Source organism: Streptococcus sp. SCPM-O-B-15304 (M98) (assembly GCF_058200215.1).
Genome location: NZ_JBYQGQ010000004.1, coordinates 164709 through 180373 on the forward strand (window position 1 = coordinate 164709; position 15665 = coordinate 180373).

The window sequence follows — 15665 nt, forward strand, 5'->3', positions numbered from 1 at the left end:
GGTGAAAGCATAACTAAAGTTAGGTAAGCCGAAGATGACAACGTATTAGGAGATTTTCGACGAGTATTGAGAAGTTACGTAAGGAAATAAATCGGATAGGGGTCAATATAAATCAGATCACAAAAAAAGTAAACGAAGATAATCAGGCTAGTCTAAATGAATTTAGTCAGATTCTTGAATTGCAGAAATATTTGAAAGATATAGTCAAACAATTTATTCAAAAACAAGAAAATCAAACAAAGGTACAGGACAGTTGGTTGTAATAAGAATTATTGTTGATATTCTCTCTTATTTATCCTAAATTTATAACTAAGGATAAGATGATGTCGGGCGACTGGTAACAGTTTGCTTAAATGTTACTGATAATTCAGCTTCAGGTTCGGCACTACCTTCAGCTTTAGTCTGTAAAGAACCCACTCCACCACTGGTCCTATTCGTTTCACTCTTGGAGTATATTCAAGAGTTTTTTTTCTTGCAAAAAAAGTTCAAAAAATATATACTGGATATACACGATATAGAACGGAGATATACCATGACTACATCACTTGTTAAGCAATACAATTTTAAAATCAATGAGTTAGCAATGGAACAAGCTAGAGCCATTATCAAGGAAAAAGGAATGACCATGACGGATGCTATCACTCTTTTTATAGAGCAGATTGTCCTCGAACAGGACTTGCCAATCAAGACTGCAGAAGATTTACACCGTGAACAGTTGATTGAGGAATTACAAGCTCAATCCGAACGAGCCTTAAGAGAGTATGAAGCAGGAAAAGGGACTTCCCTAGACAGTATGAGGGCACGCTATGGCTTATAAAGTAATTATTTCTGATGAAGTGAGCCAAGCTATTGACAGTATTCATGATTACATCACTACTGTTCTTTTATCATCTCAGTCTGCTAAAAATACTGTGGGTAAAATTTTAGATGGCTTAAAAAGTTTAGAAGTCTTTCCTGAGGCTGGTTTTGACGCCGATGAAAAAATTGGTATAAAGATTAATAGTAAGTACCCTACACGAGGAAAAATTATCGGTCAGTATGTCTTACTCTACTTCATCGACCAAAAACAAAACACTGTTTTTTTATCTCACCTATTCCACATAAAAAGCGACTATGTCACTTTGCTACAAAATGGTAATAAAAGAAGCTCAACTGATTGAGACATCTTTCTTTATTTTATAAGCTCCGAAACCTTAATTTTTGGTACCGTCTTGGTTTAACAGTACGCTGTATATATAATATTTTACAGCTACTTTTTCTTTAGAAACGTTGATTTAATAAGGATTTAAATATTACAGAGTATACCTTTGTAAAATACGGTTTTGCTAATCTTCGTTACAACTATTCTAGCACCATTATTGATTACTAGATCGGTAATGTCATTTCTGAGTGGATAGTCAGAAAGTGGTTAGATAAGTGCGACAAAAAAATATAACCTGAGTTTAGTTTTAATATGACTAGACAAACAGAAATACCAGAGGTGGAGCTCTGGTATTTCTGTTTTTTCCAAGACTTCGTTACAGTTCTAATCACATAAATTTGAGAAACTTGTCAAATAATTATTAAACTTTACTTTCTCTTTACTTTTCTGACAGATAAGATTATAATAAGGAGTATTTATTTTCGGAGGTTTTTATGTCATTTCTATCAAAAAATTGGGCTGGACTTTTGGTCTGTCTTATCATATCTATCATTTCTTGGATTTTAGGAGGCTTCTTGCCTGTTGTCGGGGCACCTGTCTTTGCCATCTTTATTGGCATGATTCTCCACCCATTTCTCACTTCCTATAAACAACTAGATGCTGGTTTGACTTACAGCTCCAAGAAATTGCTTCAGTATGCAGTTATCTTGCTTGGGTTTGGACTCAATATCTCTCAAGTTTTCGCAGTTGGAAAATCTTCCCTCCCAGTCATCCTCTCAACTATTTCAATTGCTTTGATTATAGCCTATCTCTTCCAGCGCTTTTTTGACCTAGATACAAAGCTAGCTACCTTGATCGGTGTCGGTTCCTCTATCTGTGGCGGTTCTGCCATTGCAGCGACTGCTCCTGTCATCCATGCCAAGGAAAAAGAAGTCGCACAAGCCATTTCTGTTATCTTTTTCTTCAATGTCTTGGCAGCTCTTATCTTCCCAACTCTAGGTTCTTGGCTCCATCTTTCCAACGAAGGTTTTGCTCTCTTTGCAGGAACTGCGGTCAATGATACTTCCTCTGTAACAGCTACTGCCAGCGCCTGGGATAGTCTATACAATACAAACACTCTTGAGTCTGCCACCATTGTCAAATTGACCCGTACCCTAGCTATTATCCCTATCACTCTCTTCCTCTCTTACTGGCAAAGTCGTCAACAAGGAAACAACCAAGGGGTAAAACTTAAAAAAATCTTCCCTGTTTTCATTCTCTACTTCATCCTAGCTTCTCTGCTAACCACAGTCCTTACTTCCTTAGGTGTCAGCAATAGCTTCTTTTCACCTCTCAAACAACTCTCCAAATTCCTCATCATCATGGCTATGAGTGCTATTGGTCTCAAAACCAACCTCATCGCTATGATTAAGTCCAGCGGTAAATCCATTCTTCTCGGAGCTCTCTGCTGGATTGCCATCATCCTGACTAGTCTCGGTATGCAAACGCTCATCGGTATTTTCTAATACTCTTCGAAAATCAAATTCAAACCACGTCAACGTCGCCTTGCCGTACTCAAGTACAGCCTGCGGCTAGTTTCCTAGTTTGCTCTTTGATTTTCATTGAGTATAACACAAAAGGTAGCCCGCAAGCTACCTTTTTATTGTTCAAGAATTAAGCGTGTATGTTCTCTCTTAATACAACGGTTCATCACGATATCATCGCAACCTCCAGTACGCAAGATTTCTTCCGCTTCTAGACTTTCAAGTCCTAGTTGCGCCCAGAAAATCTTAGCATCAGCCTTGAGAAAATCTCGTGCCACATCTGGTAGAAACTCACTACGACGATAGACATTAACGATATCTACAGGGAAAGGAATCTCAGCTAGACTGGCATAAGCCTTTTCTCCCAAGATTTCCCCACCTGTAGCCTTAGGGTTTACTGGTATGATTTTATAGCCACGAGCCTGCATTTCCTTTGTCACTCGATTGCTAGTTGTCTCCTCACGGTCAGACAAGCCCACTACTGCTAGAGTCTTACTGGTTTCTAGATACTGACGGATTACGCCATCACTTGGATTGATAAATTCTTGAGTCATAAAAACCCTCCTTTTTCATCTTTCATCAGTATAGCATATTTTGAAAGGGTTTGCAGAAATTTACTATAAAATCAAAAAATCCTCCCAAAATTAAACAATTTCATTCAATTTGAGGAGGATTCATAAAAATTTTATTTAAAGATTATTCTCTTGTTGGTTTATACTGAAGGCTTTCTCCATGTTGTTTGACAAAGTCACTCATCTCTGAGTCAGGAATTTGTCGAAGGTAGAGATTGGCACGAATCGTATCATCTTCTTCACGACAAGTAGAAAGAACAAGATATTTATCCTTAGCTGATACCTTAACATTTGGTTTCTTAACCTCTGCAGTATCATAAATAATATTTAGCTGTTTCTCAAAATCCGCATCATCATCAAAAGAAGTACGGTAAAAAGCTGTTTCTTCTGGAACAATAATCATAGCAACAGCTTCATAATAATACTTTCTCTCTGGAGTTTCAATGACTACATAAGGATGTGCATCAAAATATTCTTGGCGACTGAAGTAATTCACATCTTTAAACATACGGTGGTCAGCCACTTTACTACCACGAGCGTGACCAAATAACCAAGTCAATCGATCGCTAAAATCCTTCTTGTTATCGGCGTCCATAAAGACTGCCCCCATTAAAGGCTCATTAACGCCATCAAAGCGCTTATCTAAATAAGTCGCATTATCCGTTGTTTGAACAACTGGTTCATCTAACTGGGTACCAGGAATATATACGTAACCAACCGTCTCAGAGTTTGTTGCAAGCAAGCCTTTAAATTTATTTGCGAGGTATTCCTTTTCTTCTGCGCTAGCAGTATAGGCTTGTTTTGGAGCTTCCTGAGTAACCTTTGCATCATTTTGCTTATCTCCACTTGGAGCTAGGAAGCTTTTATAGATAAAGAAGCCTCCCAAAGCAACGATAGCTACTGCAACGATTGAAGCAATTATTTTAGTAATTGGTGATTTCTTTGTCGTAGAACGTCTACTCATCTTTTCCTCCCTCTTTTTTTACCAAAAAAATCACTGAAACCAAGTTTCAGTGATTGGCTACTTTTTAAATAAAATTATTTAGCAGCGTGTGTTTTTGGAAGAGCTTTTTTAGCTTCTTTTGCTCCAGCTTTTTTAGCTGCAGCGTCTGCTTTTTTAGCTTGGTCTGCTGCACCTGGTTTACCATCTTCTGGTTTAGTTGCAGCTTGATCAGCTGATGCTTGGTCAGCTGATGCAGCTGTACCTTGTGCTGCTTGATCATCAGCAATGCGTTGTTCATTTGTACGGTTAGCTTCTACAGCTGTTTCATCGTAGAAGTTACGTTGAGCTTTAGCAGCTTCAACGTATTTTTGTTGAAGAACTTGGATGTAACGGTTGCGAACAGTATTGTAAGCTTCGTTGTAAACACGATCAAAGTCTTCTTGAGCGCGAGCAAGTTTTACATCATGGTCATGACCAGTGTAATCTTTAGCTGCATTAAGAGTTGCTTGAGCTGCCACTACAGAAGGTTGTGTTGCAACTTCTGCACGAATTTCAGCATCATGCGCTGCTACTTGAGTGTTAGCTTCATCTGCTGCATCACGCCAAGAAACATATTTCTTTTGGATCAATTGGTTAGAAGCATTTGGGTTTTCACCTTGCGCAAAAACTGGAGCTGCTGCTGAGAATACTGCAAGAGCTACTACTGATGATAATAAAACTTTCTTCATGTTTTATCTCCTCTTTAATTTTAAAATTTAATTATAAGGATAATCCTTATTACCTCAAATTATATCACATATATTAGAGTTGTCAAGCTTTTTCTTAAACTATTTTTAAAATTTCTGGTAAAAAACGAGTAAAATTTATTATATTCTTAAAAAACAAGCAATATTCTCGAAAGATTAAGGAAAAAAATGGACTAAAAAACGAACAATTAGTGAAATTTTCACATTTTTCTGATCTAATTAAGAAAACTCCCAACAAGGTCTATCACTTTGTTAGGAGTTGTGTCTTATCCAACGAATTCGTTAGATTTTTTTCTCAATACTAAATAATGGAGATAGAGGACGTTTTTCATGGATACGGATGATAGCATCTGCCAAGAGATGTGCAATAGAGATTTGCTCAATCTTATCAATTAAACGCTCTTCTGGTAGGTAGATAGTATCCAAAACAACTAATTTTTTAATAGCTGATTTTTGGATATTATCCATAGCAGGCCCTGAAAGAACTGGATGCGTACAGCTTGCGTAAACTTCGACAGCACCAGCTTCTGCAAGAGCATCCGCCGCATGGCAAATAGTTCCAGCTGTATCGATCATATCGTCAATCAAGATACAAGTCTTGCCTTCTACCTTACCAATGATGTTCATCACTTCACTGGTATTCATCTTGTCCACGCTACGACGTTTGTCAATAATGGCAATCGGAGTTTTCAAAAACTCTGCCAATTTACGAGCACGAGTCACACCACCATGGTCTGGACTGACAACCACATAGTCAGAACCAACCATGCCACGACGCTCAAAGTAGTCTGCAATTAAAGGAGCACCCATCAAGTGATCGACAGGAATATCAAAGAATCCCTGAATCTGTGCAGCATGCAAGTCAATCGTCAACAAACGATCCACTCCAGCTACTTCCAGCATATTTGCCACAAGTTTTGAAGTGATTGGCTCACGCGCTCTCGCCTTTCTATCCTGACGTGCATAGCCATAGTAAGGCATAACAACGTTGACAGATTCTGCACTGGCGCGTTTCAAAGCATCTACCATAATCAAAATTTCTAGCAGATTGTCATTTACAGGTGAGCTAGTTGATTGTAGGATAAAGACGTGTTTCCCACGGATCGATTCTTCGATATTAACTTGAATTTCTCCATCTGAAAATTGACGTACAGTCGATTTTCCCAACTCTATCCCAATCTCTTGCGCCACACGCTCTGCCAATTCTCTATTTGAAGAAAGGGCAAACAGCTTTAAATCAGAAAAAGACATGATTTCCTCCAATATTTATGTATCGCTTGTGTTTTTTCACAACATTTTTCCAACTACCATTGTAGCGCTTTTTTCTTGATTTTTCAATAAAAAATAAGACAAGAATGGACATTTATCCCCTTGTCTTGTGCTCATTTATATTCCTTATATTCAAGCTGAAATGTGACAACTTAGACATTCTATCTCATAGGGAGATAGGAACTCACAAAGGAAAAGTTAGTATACCTCTCTCATACTGCCTGTATCCACATCATAAACAGCCCCTGAAATAACGACATCATCTGGAATCAATGGGCATTCCCGAAGTAACTGCATATCCTCACGAACACTCTCCTCAACGTCTTGAAAAGGGAGAAAATCTTGACCCGAGACATCAACCCCTAATTCAGTTTTTAAATGTTCTTGAAACTCTTCGTTTTGAAATGTCTGAGCACCACAGTCTGTATGATGAAGAACCACAATCTCTCTTGTTCCCATTTGTTGCTGAGAAATCACGAGTGAGCGAATCATATCGTCTGTCACTCGACCTCCCGCATTCCGTAAAATGTGAGCATCTCCAAGTGCTAATCCCAAAGTTTGTGCAACGTGCAGACGTGAGTCCATACAAGTCACAATGGCTACTCTTGTTTTCGGCTTGATTGGCAGATTTAACTGTCCATGTAGGGAAACATAAGCCTGGTTGGCTTGCATAAACTGTTCAAAATACGACATGACAACACACTTTCTTACTTTTAAGATAATTTGAACACCAAATTATTTATCTTCTATCTTACCATCTTTTCTTTGTCTTGTCAGCTGTCAACCTCCTTATTAAAAAACCAGGACAGAGACATCCAGCTTCTAGCTTGGGTTTCTGCCCTAGTTTTTTTATTATTATGAACCTTTTTGGATATACTTGTTAAGAGAGCCTGCAAAGCTTTGAAGATTGAGACTTTGTACATAGACCTCACCGGTACCTCGGAAGGTATTCACCACTCCTTCGCCTGTACCAATAGACTGCCAGAAGCCATTTTCTAAGTGGATATTATAGTCCAAAGATTGACTCCAAGCTACCACATGGGCATTGTCGATGGTTATTTCTTGGTTTTGTAGCTCAATTTTCTTAATAGAGCCAAAAGCATTGGCCAAAAGAGTTCCCTGACCTTGAGTAGTCATTACGAAAAGACCACCTTGACCTCCGAAAAGTGCTTTCCCAATAGATTGGTGCTCCATTGTATAGAAAGCCGTCCCATCAAGAGCCAGAAAAGCCCCATCATTCAATCGATACTGCTTTTCACCTAGCTCAAGAGCAATCACTTGACCAGGAGTATCTGGTGCTAAAGCAAGATGTCCGTTGTCAGACTCTGCAATAGCTTGAGTAATGAAAGTACTTTCACCAGAAACCATAGAACGTCCCACAGCTTTGACAAAACGTCCCAAACCAGAACCGCTGGCATTAAGTTGGGTATTGAGGCTGACATTAGGTGTGTGGTAAACCATGCTACCGCGCTGGATAAAGACTGTTTCTCCTTGGTTGAGCGATAACTCTACCAAAGGAAATTGCATATGACTGTCCATAGAAAATTTCATCAGAAATTCCTCCTTGTTTTTAATAAATATTGGCTATAAAGTGTTTTGCAATCTAAAACTGAGTAAGACTATTAGGAAAATACTTTTTTCAAGACTTCTCCGATAGTCGTCACTCCAATCACCTGAATTTCCTTAGGTGGCTTAATACCTGTCAAGGAATTCTTAGGTACATAGATTTTTGTAAATCCAAGTTTAGCAGCTTCATTGATGCGTTGCTCGATACGATTCACGCGCCGAATTTCTCCAGTCAAACCTAATTCTCCTACAAAACATTCCTGAGGATTGGTTGGCTTGTCCTTATAGCTCGAAGCTATAGCAACCGCAACTGCCAAATCAATAGCAGGCTCATCCAATTTGACACCACCAGCAGATTTGAGATAAGCATCCTGATTTTGGAGAAGCAAACCTGCCCGTTTCTCCAAAACAGCCATAATCAAGCTAGCACGATTGAAATCAAGGCCTGTTGTAGTCCGCTTGGCATTTCCAAACATAGTCGGTGTCACCAAGGCCTGTACCTCTGCTAAAATCGGACGCGTCCCTTCCATAGTCACCACGATGGACGAACCAGTTGCTCCATCTAAACGTTCTTCTAGGAAAACTTGACTAGGATTGAGCACCTCAACCAAGCCACCTGATTGCATCTCAAAAATCCCAATTTCATTTGTCGAGCCAAAACGGTTCTTGACTGCTCTCAAGATACGGAAGGTATGGTGGCGTTCCCCTTCAAAGTAAAGAACCGTATCCACCATATGCTCCAACATACGAGGACCCGCCAAGGTTCCTTCCTTGGTCACATGCCCTACAATAAAGATGGCAATGTTATTGGTTTTGGCCAGCTGCATGAGTTCTGCAGTCACCTCACGCACCTGAGACACAGAACCTTGAACTCCAGAAATCTCAGGAGACATGATGGTCTGTATAGAGTCGATGATGAGAAAATCTGGCTGAATTCTCTCTATTTCTGCCCGCACGCTCTGCATATTGGTCTCTGCATAGAGATAAAACTCGCTATCAATATCACCTAAACGCTCTGCACGGAGTTTGATTTGCTGAGCAGACTCCTCCCCACTGACATAGAGAACTGTCCCTACTTGAGACAGCTGGGTTGAGACTTGTAAGAGCAGGGTTGATTTCCCAATCCCTGGATCCCCACCGATAAGGACAAGACTTCCTGGTACCACTCCGCCTCCAAGCACACGGTTGAACTCCTCCATTTCGGTCTTTGTTCGATTGACATTGATGGAGGTCACTTCAGCCAGTTTCATAGGCTTGGTTTTCTCCCCTGTCAAGGACACACGCGCATTTTTGACCTCGGCAACCTCAACCTCTTCTACAAAAGAAGACCAAGACCCACAGTTTGGACAGCGCCCTAGATACTTGGGTGAATTATATCCACAATTTTGACATACAAATGTCGCTTTTTTCTTTGCGATGATAAACCTCTTTCTATATCTCTATCTCACACTCAATCACTTGGCAAAAATCAACCTTCTCATCTGGTACAAATTGGCTCATGAGCATGCGATGGGCTACAACTACCACAGTTTGATGTTCCCGATACTTAGCCATGCATTCTAGAAAACGAGACTTCATCTCTACAGCTGTCTCATATTGAACAGGAGAATTTGGGAGCAACTCCCCCTTGTTTTCTAAAAACAGACATCTAGCTGTTTCAAAGTTCTCTATACCTGTTTCATAAACCTGCCATTCATGCAATAATGGCTCTACCCTCAAAGGAAGGCCAGTAGCACAGGATACATAAAAAGCCGTTTCTAAAGCTCGCGTCACTGCAGAAGACACCAGGATATCAGCTGAGCCAAACAAAGGATTTTTGCAAAGCTCCTGAGCTTGTTGTTTTCCTTTCTCAGATAAGGGTGCCAAATCTATCCCGAATCCAGTATAGGAACGCTCCTCTAACTCACGGTAATTTGGCTCCCCGTGACGGATAAAAATAATTTTCATATTAAGATCCCCATAAAACTATCCAATCTTGATTCCGCAATCTTGCCACTGCTTCAGTGTTTTAGAGAATTTCTTCTGGTTGGCAACTCCGACAGCAGACAAATCGACAGAAACCTGATAATTCTCCTTGGTAGCTGCCAAAACGGAAGCCTTAACACAGCCATTGCCATCTACCCCTATAAACTCTATGCTTTTAGCACCGTTTTCCTCTAAAAAATCTTTTAAATCTAGATTAGTAAAGCAAGAAGCCCGACGCTTCTCAAAGATACGAGAAGATACAAGCAGCAAGCCGGTCGCAAATTTCTTCTTTCTGTCTTTTCTCCCCCGTCAAGGACACACGCGCATTCTTGACCTCTGCAACCTCAACCTCCTCAACAAAAGAAGACCAAGACCCACAGTTTGGACAGCGCCCTAAATACTTAGGGGAATTATACTCACAATTTTGACACACAAATGTCGCCTTTTTCTTTGCGATAATAAACCTCTTTCTATATCTCTATCTCACATTCAATCACTTGGCAAAAATCAATCTTATCATTTGGCACAAACTGGCGCATGAGCATTCCGTGAGTTACAATGATAATAGTTTTATAATTTTTATACTTTTCCAAAGCTCTTAAAAAACGATGACGCATCTCTAGATCAGTTTCATAGCGATAGGGAGAATCTTCAGATAAACCTCCTTGATGTTTTAGATAATATTCATGAGCTACCAATACACTAGTTAAATCAGAGTTAGTGCCATCTAAGTCTGGACGCCACTCATGAAAAAACGGCTCCACAAATAAGTCCAATCCTGTTTCAACTGCTATATAATGTGCTGTTTCTAAAGCCCTCGTCACAGACGATGAAATAATAATCTCTGCCTTTCCAAAACATGCAGTTTTAGCAGCTTCTTTTGCCAGACTGCGACCTTTTCCTGTCAATGGTGCTAAATCACGACCAAAACCACTATAGAGTTGCGGATTTTCAAGTTTATCAAGCATACTATAATCTGGCTCCCCATGACGTACAAAGATAATCTTCATCTTAGTGCCCAGTTGATCCAAATCCACCAGTCCGCACGCCATCTGCCGCATCGCCATCCGCAATCAAAAATGGAGCAAAGACAGCCTGAACCACACGTTCCCCAACTTCAAGAACGACTTCCTGGTCGGTAATGTTTTTCATCTGAGCAAAGATATGGCCTTCATTTCCTGGATTGCCATAGTAGTCTCCATCAATAACCCCCACAGAGTTGATCAAGACCAGACCTTTTTTGCGAGGATTAGAGGAACGGTCGTAGAGATAAAGCACCTCACTCGCTTGCATATAGGCCTTGACCCCAGTTGGGACGAGAATAATCTCTCCTGGTGCAATCACTGTTCGCTCTGCGACCTTTAAGTCATACCCAGCCGCATGCGCTGTCTCGCGCTTCGGCAATAAATTTTCATCTGTAAAACTAGAAACTAATTCAAAACCACGAATTTTCATATTTTCCCTCTTTTTAATCTTTTATTCTAGGCTATTTTATCTTATTTATTCGAAAAAAGCACGAAAAATCTTCTATATAAAATAAAGAAAAGTGTCCTATCAAAAAGCAAACAATAAAATCATACAAAAAAATTTAAAGATATTTCAAATGTCCCTTATTTTCCCTTTTATTAACAAACTCATTCCTATTTAGCCACACTTAAACTATTTTCTTTAAAGCACAAAAAAAGAGCACACAATTCACTTCGCTTAGGGCTGCTGGATTCCTCCCCTGACCCGCTTCACGCAGAACTGTTGCTCCATTAGTTATTATACCACATTCCCAAAGATTTTAAAAGAGAAATTATTTTTTCCGTCGATTTCTAAAAAATTCCTGCATAATACCTGCACATTCACTCTCTAAAATCCCCGTCTCAACATCCACACGATGATTAAGACGCTCGTCTGTCAAGATATCATACAGACTTCCAGCTGCACCAAATTTCTGATTTTTAGCCCCATAAACTACCTTAGGGATACGAGCAAGCCCAATCGCCCCGCTGCACATCACACAAGGCTCAATAGTCACAAAAAGTGTGCAGTCGAGTAAACGCCAACTCTCTTCCCTCAAATTAGCATTCTCTATGGCCATAATTTCCGCATGCATGACTGCACGTTGCAATTCCTCGCGCGCATTATGACCTCTCCCGATGATTTTCCCATCCTTGACAATCACACAACCAATCGGGATTTCATCATTCTCTAAAGCAATCTCTGCCTCCTTTAAGGCCTCTCTCATAAATGCTTCTTTTTCTTCAACTGTATAATCCATAGCTTCTCTCTTTTCCTGCTTATTATCTTTTAAAATCTCTTCCAAATATATCAGAATTCCCTTAGCATTAATGTAATACTAACATCTGCAACTTCAAAATAATATTTTTATCGATTCATAACTAATTTACTCTTTAATTTTCACTGACTATCATCAATTTTATCATTATACCATGTTTCACTACATAAAAAAAGCCACCGAATGCGGTGACTTTATAGGGAGATTATTATGAAAAAGAAAAGTTTAGGATATTTGTTACAACAAGTTAGGAGGTCTTCTTGTAACTGTCTATAGTATAGCTGAACTATCTTAAACAAATCTTAAAAAATCTCTTATGACCAAACACTTTCTAAAATATTTGTTTGTTCACGACCAGGACCTACTGAGAAAGTAGAGATACGAACGCCAACCAATTCGCTAACACGACGAACATAGTTACGTGCATTTTCAGGAAGATCTTCCAAAGTACGTACTCCAGTGATATCTTCTGACCAACCTGGTAATTCTTCATAAATAGGTTTACAACGTTTCAATTGTTCAAGACTAGCTGGATAGTAGTCAATGAGTTGACCGTCAAGATCATAAGCAACACAGATTTTAACTGTATCCAAACCACTCAAAACATCGATAGAGTTCAAAGATAAATTTGTAATGCCAGAAACACGGCGACTATGACGCATCACAACTGAGTCAAACCAACCTACACGACGTGGACGACCTGTTGTAGTACCATACTCATGACCTACTTCACGAATGCGTTCTCCCACTTCATCAAACAATTCAGTTGGGAATGGACCATCACCAACACGACTTGTATAAGCTTTACATACACCTACAACCTTGTCAATCTTGCTTGGACCAACACCAGAACCAATTGTCACACCACCAGCAACAGGGTTTGAAGAAGTAACAAACGGATAAGTTCCTTGGTCAATATCTAACATGACCCCTTGTGCACCTTCAAAGAGAACACGTTTGCCATTATCAAGTGCATCATTCAAGATAACAGAAGTATCTGTTACATATTGCTTGATTTGTTGGCCATACTCATAATATTCTTCAAAAATATCATCAAATGAAATAGGTTCGCTATCATACAATTTTACAAATTGACGATTTTTCTCAGCAAGATTGCGTTCTAAACGTTCACGGAAAATCTCTTTATCCAAAAGATCTGCAATACGGATTCCAACACGAGCAGCCTTATCCATATAAGCTGGTCCGATACCCTTGATAGTAGTACCAATTTTATTTTCACCCTTAGCTTCTTCTTGCAGACGGTCTAACTCGATGTGGTACGGCAAAATAACATGCGCACGATCAGAAATACGTAGATTATCTGTTGTAACACCTTCATCATGAAGATAGCTCAACTCTTTCACAAGTGACTTAGGATTTACAACCATCCCATTCCCAATGACAGAAATTTTTTCAGGGAAGAAAATTCCAGAAGGAATCAAGTGCAACTTAAATTTCTTTCCATCAATCACAATTGTGTGACCAGCATTATCGCCACCTTGGTAACGTGCAATCACTTCTGCATTAGCTGAAAGGAAGTCTGTAATCTTCCCTTTACCTTCATCACCCCACTGGGTACCTACAACAACAACTGAAGTCATAATCTTGTCTGAGCCCTTAGGCTCTTCCTTTCTCACATACATGGCAGGAATCTCACCTGCAATTATATCTTACAATTTATTATAATAAAGATTCTCTATTTTTTCAAGACCAAAGACCAGAAACATTAGGGAACTAGAGAAAACTAGAAAATTAATATTAAAAAAATATTGTAAATTTATATTTTGAAAAGAAAAAACTATGAAATCGTTCGGAAATATGGAATTTATAAATTATCTCCCAACCCAATCATTTGAAATCAATAACTGTTCAATGTACAAACGGTAGCAAGCTCTATAGTGGTAAGAAAATAAAGGATGCATAGTATCAAGCTTGTACCGAACTAAATAATAGAGTAAAAATCGAAGATGAAAAACTTCCCATTCTAAATCATTATCTACTAAATAACTATATTCCTTTTCAATAACATCATAAAAATCAAGATATTGTTCATAAATCTGTTCAATCATTTTATTTGACTCCATTTCTATTGATAAAATGAGTATAACAAAAAAATAGAAGAACCAGGGAAGATACTTCTATCATGTACTATAATGAATATTCAAATAAATAACAGATAAAAAAATTAACAAATCAGGTGGACAATCCTACATTTCAAAAAAAGATCTAAAATTTCTGTAATGAAAAAAATACTGTAGGAATTATGCTAGTATACTTTATAATTCCAATTTGTAAAATTAAACTAGACAGAAAAAGCCATTTTTGTTAGGCTCAGATAAACTACCACATTTGTCTGATAGGAACTAACATAAATAACCTATATACATCTTACCACAAACGAACTCGTAATGATAAAGGCTTACTTTCAAGAAAACATAAAAGTTTTAGATATTGCGAACTCACTAGGAAGATCAAAACAGACAATCTACAATGTCATCAACTATCTGAAAGAGGGGCACTCTGCTTATGATTACTATAAGCGATATAAAGTCAATAAGAATCGCTGTGGCAAGAATAAAACAAGTCTTTCGCAAGCAGAAAAAAACTTTATTCAAACTCATTTAGAAGTAGAAGCTGGAGCCTTGATATCATTAACAGAGCTCATCTAGATAGGATTTCTTATTCTATGAGAACTCTCTATCGACTAGCAGACCGCGGTATTTTTAAGAAAGAGGACCTCCAGAAAAGCAAATGATCATAGCGAAAAATAAGGAAAACAAGCGTTCGTAGAGATTTACGTGAGAGAGCAGACAGTTATCCCGATTTTAAGACGGAATTCGGTCATCTAGAAGGGGATACAATTGTGGGAGAAAAGCACAAAAGTGCAGTTATTACCTTAGTAGAACGCTGCTCAAAATCATCATCGCACTGAAAACCAATGGACGGAGAGCAAGTGATATTGAGACTTCTATTAATCAATGGTTGTCTCAAGTCCCTAGCCACCTTTTTAGGTCTATAACTTTTGATTGTGGGAAAGAATTTTCTAATTGGAAATCTATTTCCAATGCGCATGACATTGATATTTTCTTTGCGGGTCCAGACTGTCCTGGTCAACGGGGGCTCAATGAACATTCTAATGGCTTATTAAGAAAAAATGGAAAACCGAAACAAACGGATTTTACTAATATTTCTGAACATTATTTATCAGCTATCGCTGATAAAAGAAATAGAATGCCTAGAAAGTCTTTTAAGACCTATTAAAAGGAATAAAAATTACTTAAAATAAAACACTCAAATCTAACAAACTTATAAAAGATATTAAATATTAATAAAAAGCAAAATTAAAAAGGATCAAGATGACCCCTGAAAGATAAAAAAAGACGTCCCTCGGAACGTCTACATACTCCGCCAGTAGGACTCGAACCTACGACATCATGATTAACAGTCATGCGCTACTACCAACTGAGCTATGGCGGATTAAAGCTAAGCGACTTCCTTATCTCACAGGGGGCAACCCCCAACTACTTCCGGCGTTCTAGGGCTTAACTTCTGTGTTCGGCATGGGTACAGGTGTATCTCCTAGGCTATCGTCACTTAACTTTGAGTAATACATACTCAAAATTGAATATCTATCAAATTTCAAGAAAACCTTCACA

Annotated in this window: 17 protein-coding genes, 1 tRNA gene, 1 rRNA gene, 1 other RNA gene and 3 pseudogenes; 5 read left to right on the top strand and 18 right to left on the bottom strand. The window is 38.7% G+C overall.

All coding sequences use genetic code 11. The annotated features are described in order from the left end of the window. The first annotated feature begins 95 nt into the window (after window positions 1-95). From mobC to AC3E7H_RS03995, 4 genes are all read left to right on the top strand, one after another. Window positions 96-263 (top strand): plasmid mobilization relaxosome protein MobC, encoded by a 168-nt coding sequence (gene mobC / locus AC3E7H_RS03980; protein WP_490676147.1) that lies wholly within the window; start codon window positions 96-98, stop codon window positions 261-263. A 269-nt stretch (window positions 264-532) separates the two neighbouring features. After that, entirely contained in the window at window positions 533-817 is a 285-nt protein-coding gene (gene relB, locus AC3E7H_RS03985; RefSeq protein ID WP_000213598.1) for a type II toxin-antitoxin system RelB/ParD family antitoxin, read from the top strand. Beyond that, window positions 807-1160, top strand: a complete 354-nt coding sequence (locus AC3E7H_RS03990; protein ID WP_049526778.1) for a type II toxin-antitoxin system RelE/ParE family toxin — start codon at window positions 807-809, stop codon at window positions 1158-1160. Before relB ends, AC3E7H_RS03990 begins: the two co-directional genes overlap by 11 nt. 475 nt (window positions 1161-1635) lie before the next feature. After that, entirely contained in the window at window positions 1636-2646 is a 1011-nt protein-coding gene (locus AC3E7H_RS03995) for a YeiH family protein (RefSeq protein WP_490676142.1), read from the top strand. 134 nt (window positions 2647-2780) lie between these two features. Here AC3E7H_RS03995 and AC3E7H_RS04000 read toward each other — a convergent pair whose 3' ends face one another. The 16 genes and pseudogenes from AC3E7H_RS04000 to comW all read right to left on the bottom strand — a co-directional run bounded on the left by AC3E7H_RS04000 (window position 2781) and on the right by comW (window position 14078). Continuing rightward, window positions 2781-3218, bottom strand: a complete 438-nt coding sequence (locus AC3E7H_RS04000; RefSeq protein ID WP_000191085.1) for a CoA-binding protein — start codon at window positions 3216-3218, stop codon at window positions 2781-2783. Window positions 3219-3360: 142 nt separating this feature from the next. Continuing rightward, on the bottom strand, window positions 3361-4200 hold the full coding sequence (srtB, locus tag AC3E7H_RS04005; RefSeq protein WP_049509171.1) for a class B sortase, LPKTxAVK-specific: 840 nt from the start codon (window positions 4198-4200) through the stop codon (window positions 3361-3363). A gap of 74 nt (window positions 4201-4274) precedes the next feature. Further along, window positions 4275-4907 carry an amylase-binding adhesin AbpA gene (gene abpA, locus AC3E7H_RS04010; protein WP_490676143.1) on the bottom strand — a complete coding sequence of 211 codons (633 nt, stop codon included), beginning with the start codon at window positions 4905-4907 and terminating at the stop codon, window positions 4275-4277. Between the two features lie 300 nt (window positions 4908-5207). Then, window positions 5208-6176 (bottom strand): ribose-phosphate diphosphokinase, encoded by a 969-nt coding sequence (locus AC3E7H_RS04015; protein ID WP_000010179.1) that lies wholly within the window; start codon window positions 6174-6176, stop codon window positions 5208-5210. Between the two features lie 216 nt (window positions 6177-6392). Further along, window positions 6393-6887, bottom strand: a complete 495-nt coding sequence (locus tag AC3E7H_RS04020) for a beta-class carbonic anhydrase (protein WP_490676144.1) — start codon at window positions 6885-6887, stop codon at window positions 6393-6395. A gap of 162 nt (window positions 6888-7049) precedes the next feature. Continuing rightward, window positions 7050-7745: a TIGR00266 family protein gene (locus AC3E7H_RS04025; protein WP_490676145.1), complete on the bottom strand. Its 696-nt coding sequence runs from the start codon at window positions 7743-7745 to the stop codon at window positions 7050-7052. Window positions 7746-7816: 71 nt separating this feature from the next. Next, complete coding sequence (gene radA, locus AC3E7H_RS04030; RefSeq protein WP_414261317.1) at window positions 7817-9181, bottom strand: DNA repair protein RadA; 1365 nt, start codon at window positions 9179-9181, stop codon at window positions 7817-7819. 10 nt (window positions 9182-9191) lie between these two features. Continuing rightward, a complete protein-coding gene (locus AC3E7H_RS04035; RefSeq protein ID WP_049503832.1) occupies window positions 9192-9707 on the bottom strand; it encodes a histidine phosphatase family protein in 516 nt (171 codons plus the stop codon). Between the two features lie 18 nt (window positions 9708-9725). Further along, window positions 9726-10028: pseudogene (locus AC3E7H_RS04040) on the bottom strand (isochorismatase family protein); the annotation flags it as partial. Then, window positions 10024-10185, bottom strand: a pseudogene (locus AC3E7H_RS04045) (DNA repair protein RadA); the annotation flags it as partial. The pseudogenes AC3E7H_RS04040 and AC3E7H_RS04045, both read right to left, overlap by 5 nt. Before the next feature lie 10 nt (window positions 10186-10195). Beyond that, window positions 10196-10735 carry a histidine phosphatase family protein gene (locus tag AC3E7H_RS04050; protein ID WP_049509165.1) on the bottom strand — a complete coding sequence of 180 codons (540 nt, stop codon included), beginning with the start codon at window positions 10733-10735 and terminating at the stop codon, window positions 10196-10198. Window position 10736: 1 nt separating this feature from the next. Beyond that, window positions 10737-11180: a dUTP diphosphatase gene (locus AC3E7H_RS04055; RefSeq protein ID WP_490676146.1), complete on the bottom strand. Its 444-nt coding sequence runs from the start codon at window positions 11178-11180 to the stop codon at window positions 10737-10739. A 213-nt stretch (window positions 11181-11393) separates the two neighbouring features. Continuing rightward, window positions 11394-11491, bottom strand: an RNA gene (ffs, locus tag AC3E7H_RS04060) — signal recognition particle sRNA small type. A 32-nt stretch (window positions 11492-11523) separates the two neighbouring features. Then, the gene (gene tadA, locus AC3E7H_RS04065) at window positions 11524-11991 is read right to left on the bottom strand and encodes a tRNA adenosine(34) deaminase TadA (RefSeq protein ID WP_049509164.1); all 468 of its coding nucleotides are present in this window, start codon (window positions 11989-11991) and stop codon (window positions 11524-11526) included. A 332-nt stretch (window positions 11992-12323) separates the two neighbouring features. Beyond that, window positions 12324-13610 carry an adenylosuccinate synthase gene (locus tag AC3E7H_RS04070; protein WP_490676148.1) on the bottom strand — a complete coding sequence of 429 codons (1287 nt, stop codon included), beginning with the start codon at window positions 13608-13610 and terminating at the stop codon, window positions 12324-12326. Window positions 13611-13841: 231 nt separating this feature from the next. Further along, the gene (comW, locus tag AC3E7H_RS04075) at window positions 13842-14078 is read right to left on the bottom strand and encodes a sigma(X)-activator ComW (RefSeq protein WP_000572525.1); all 237 of its coding nucleotides are present in this window, start codon (window positions 14076-14078) and stop codon (window positions 13842-13844) included. Between the two features lie 303 nt (window positions 14079-14381). On the opposite strand from comW, the pseudogene AC3E7H_RS04080 reads away from it, so the two are divergent. After that, window positions 14382-15270, top strand: a pseudogene (locus tag AC3E7H_RS04080) (IS30 family transposase). A 142-nt stretch (window positions 15271-15412) separates the two neighbouring features. Here the strand turns inward: AC3E7H_RS04080 and AC3E7H_RS04085 are convergent. Together AC3E7H_RS04085 and rrf are read right to left on the bottom strand one after the other, a co-directional pair. Beyond that, a tRNA-Asn gene (locus AC3E7H_RS04085) sits at window positions 15413-15486 on the bottom strand. Window positions 15487-15491: 5 nt separating this feature from the next. After that, window positions 15492-15607: ribosomal RNA gene (rrf, locus tag AC3E7H_RS04090) — 5S ribosomal RNA — on the bottom strand. Between the last annotated feature and the right edge of the window lie 58 nt (window positions 15608-15665).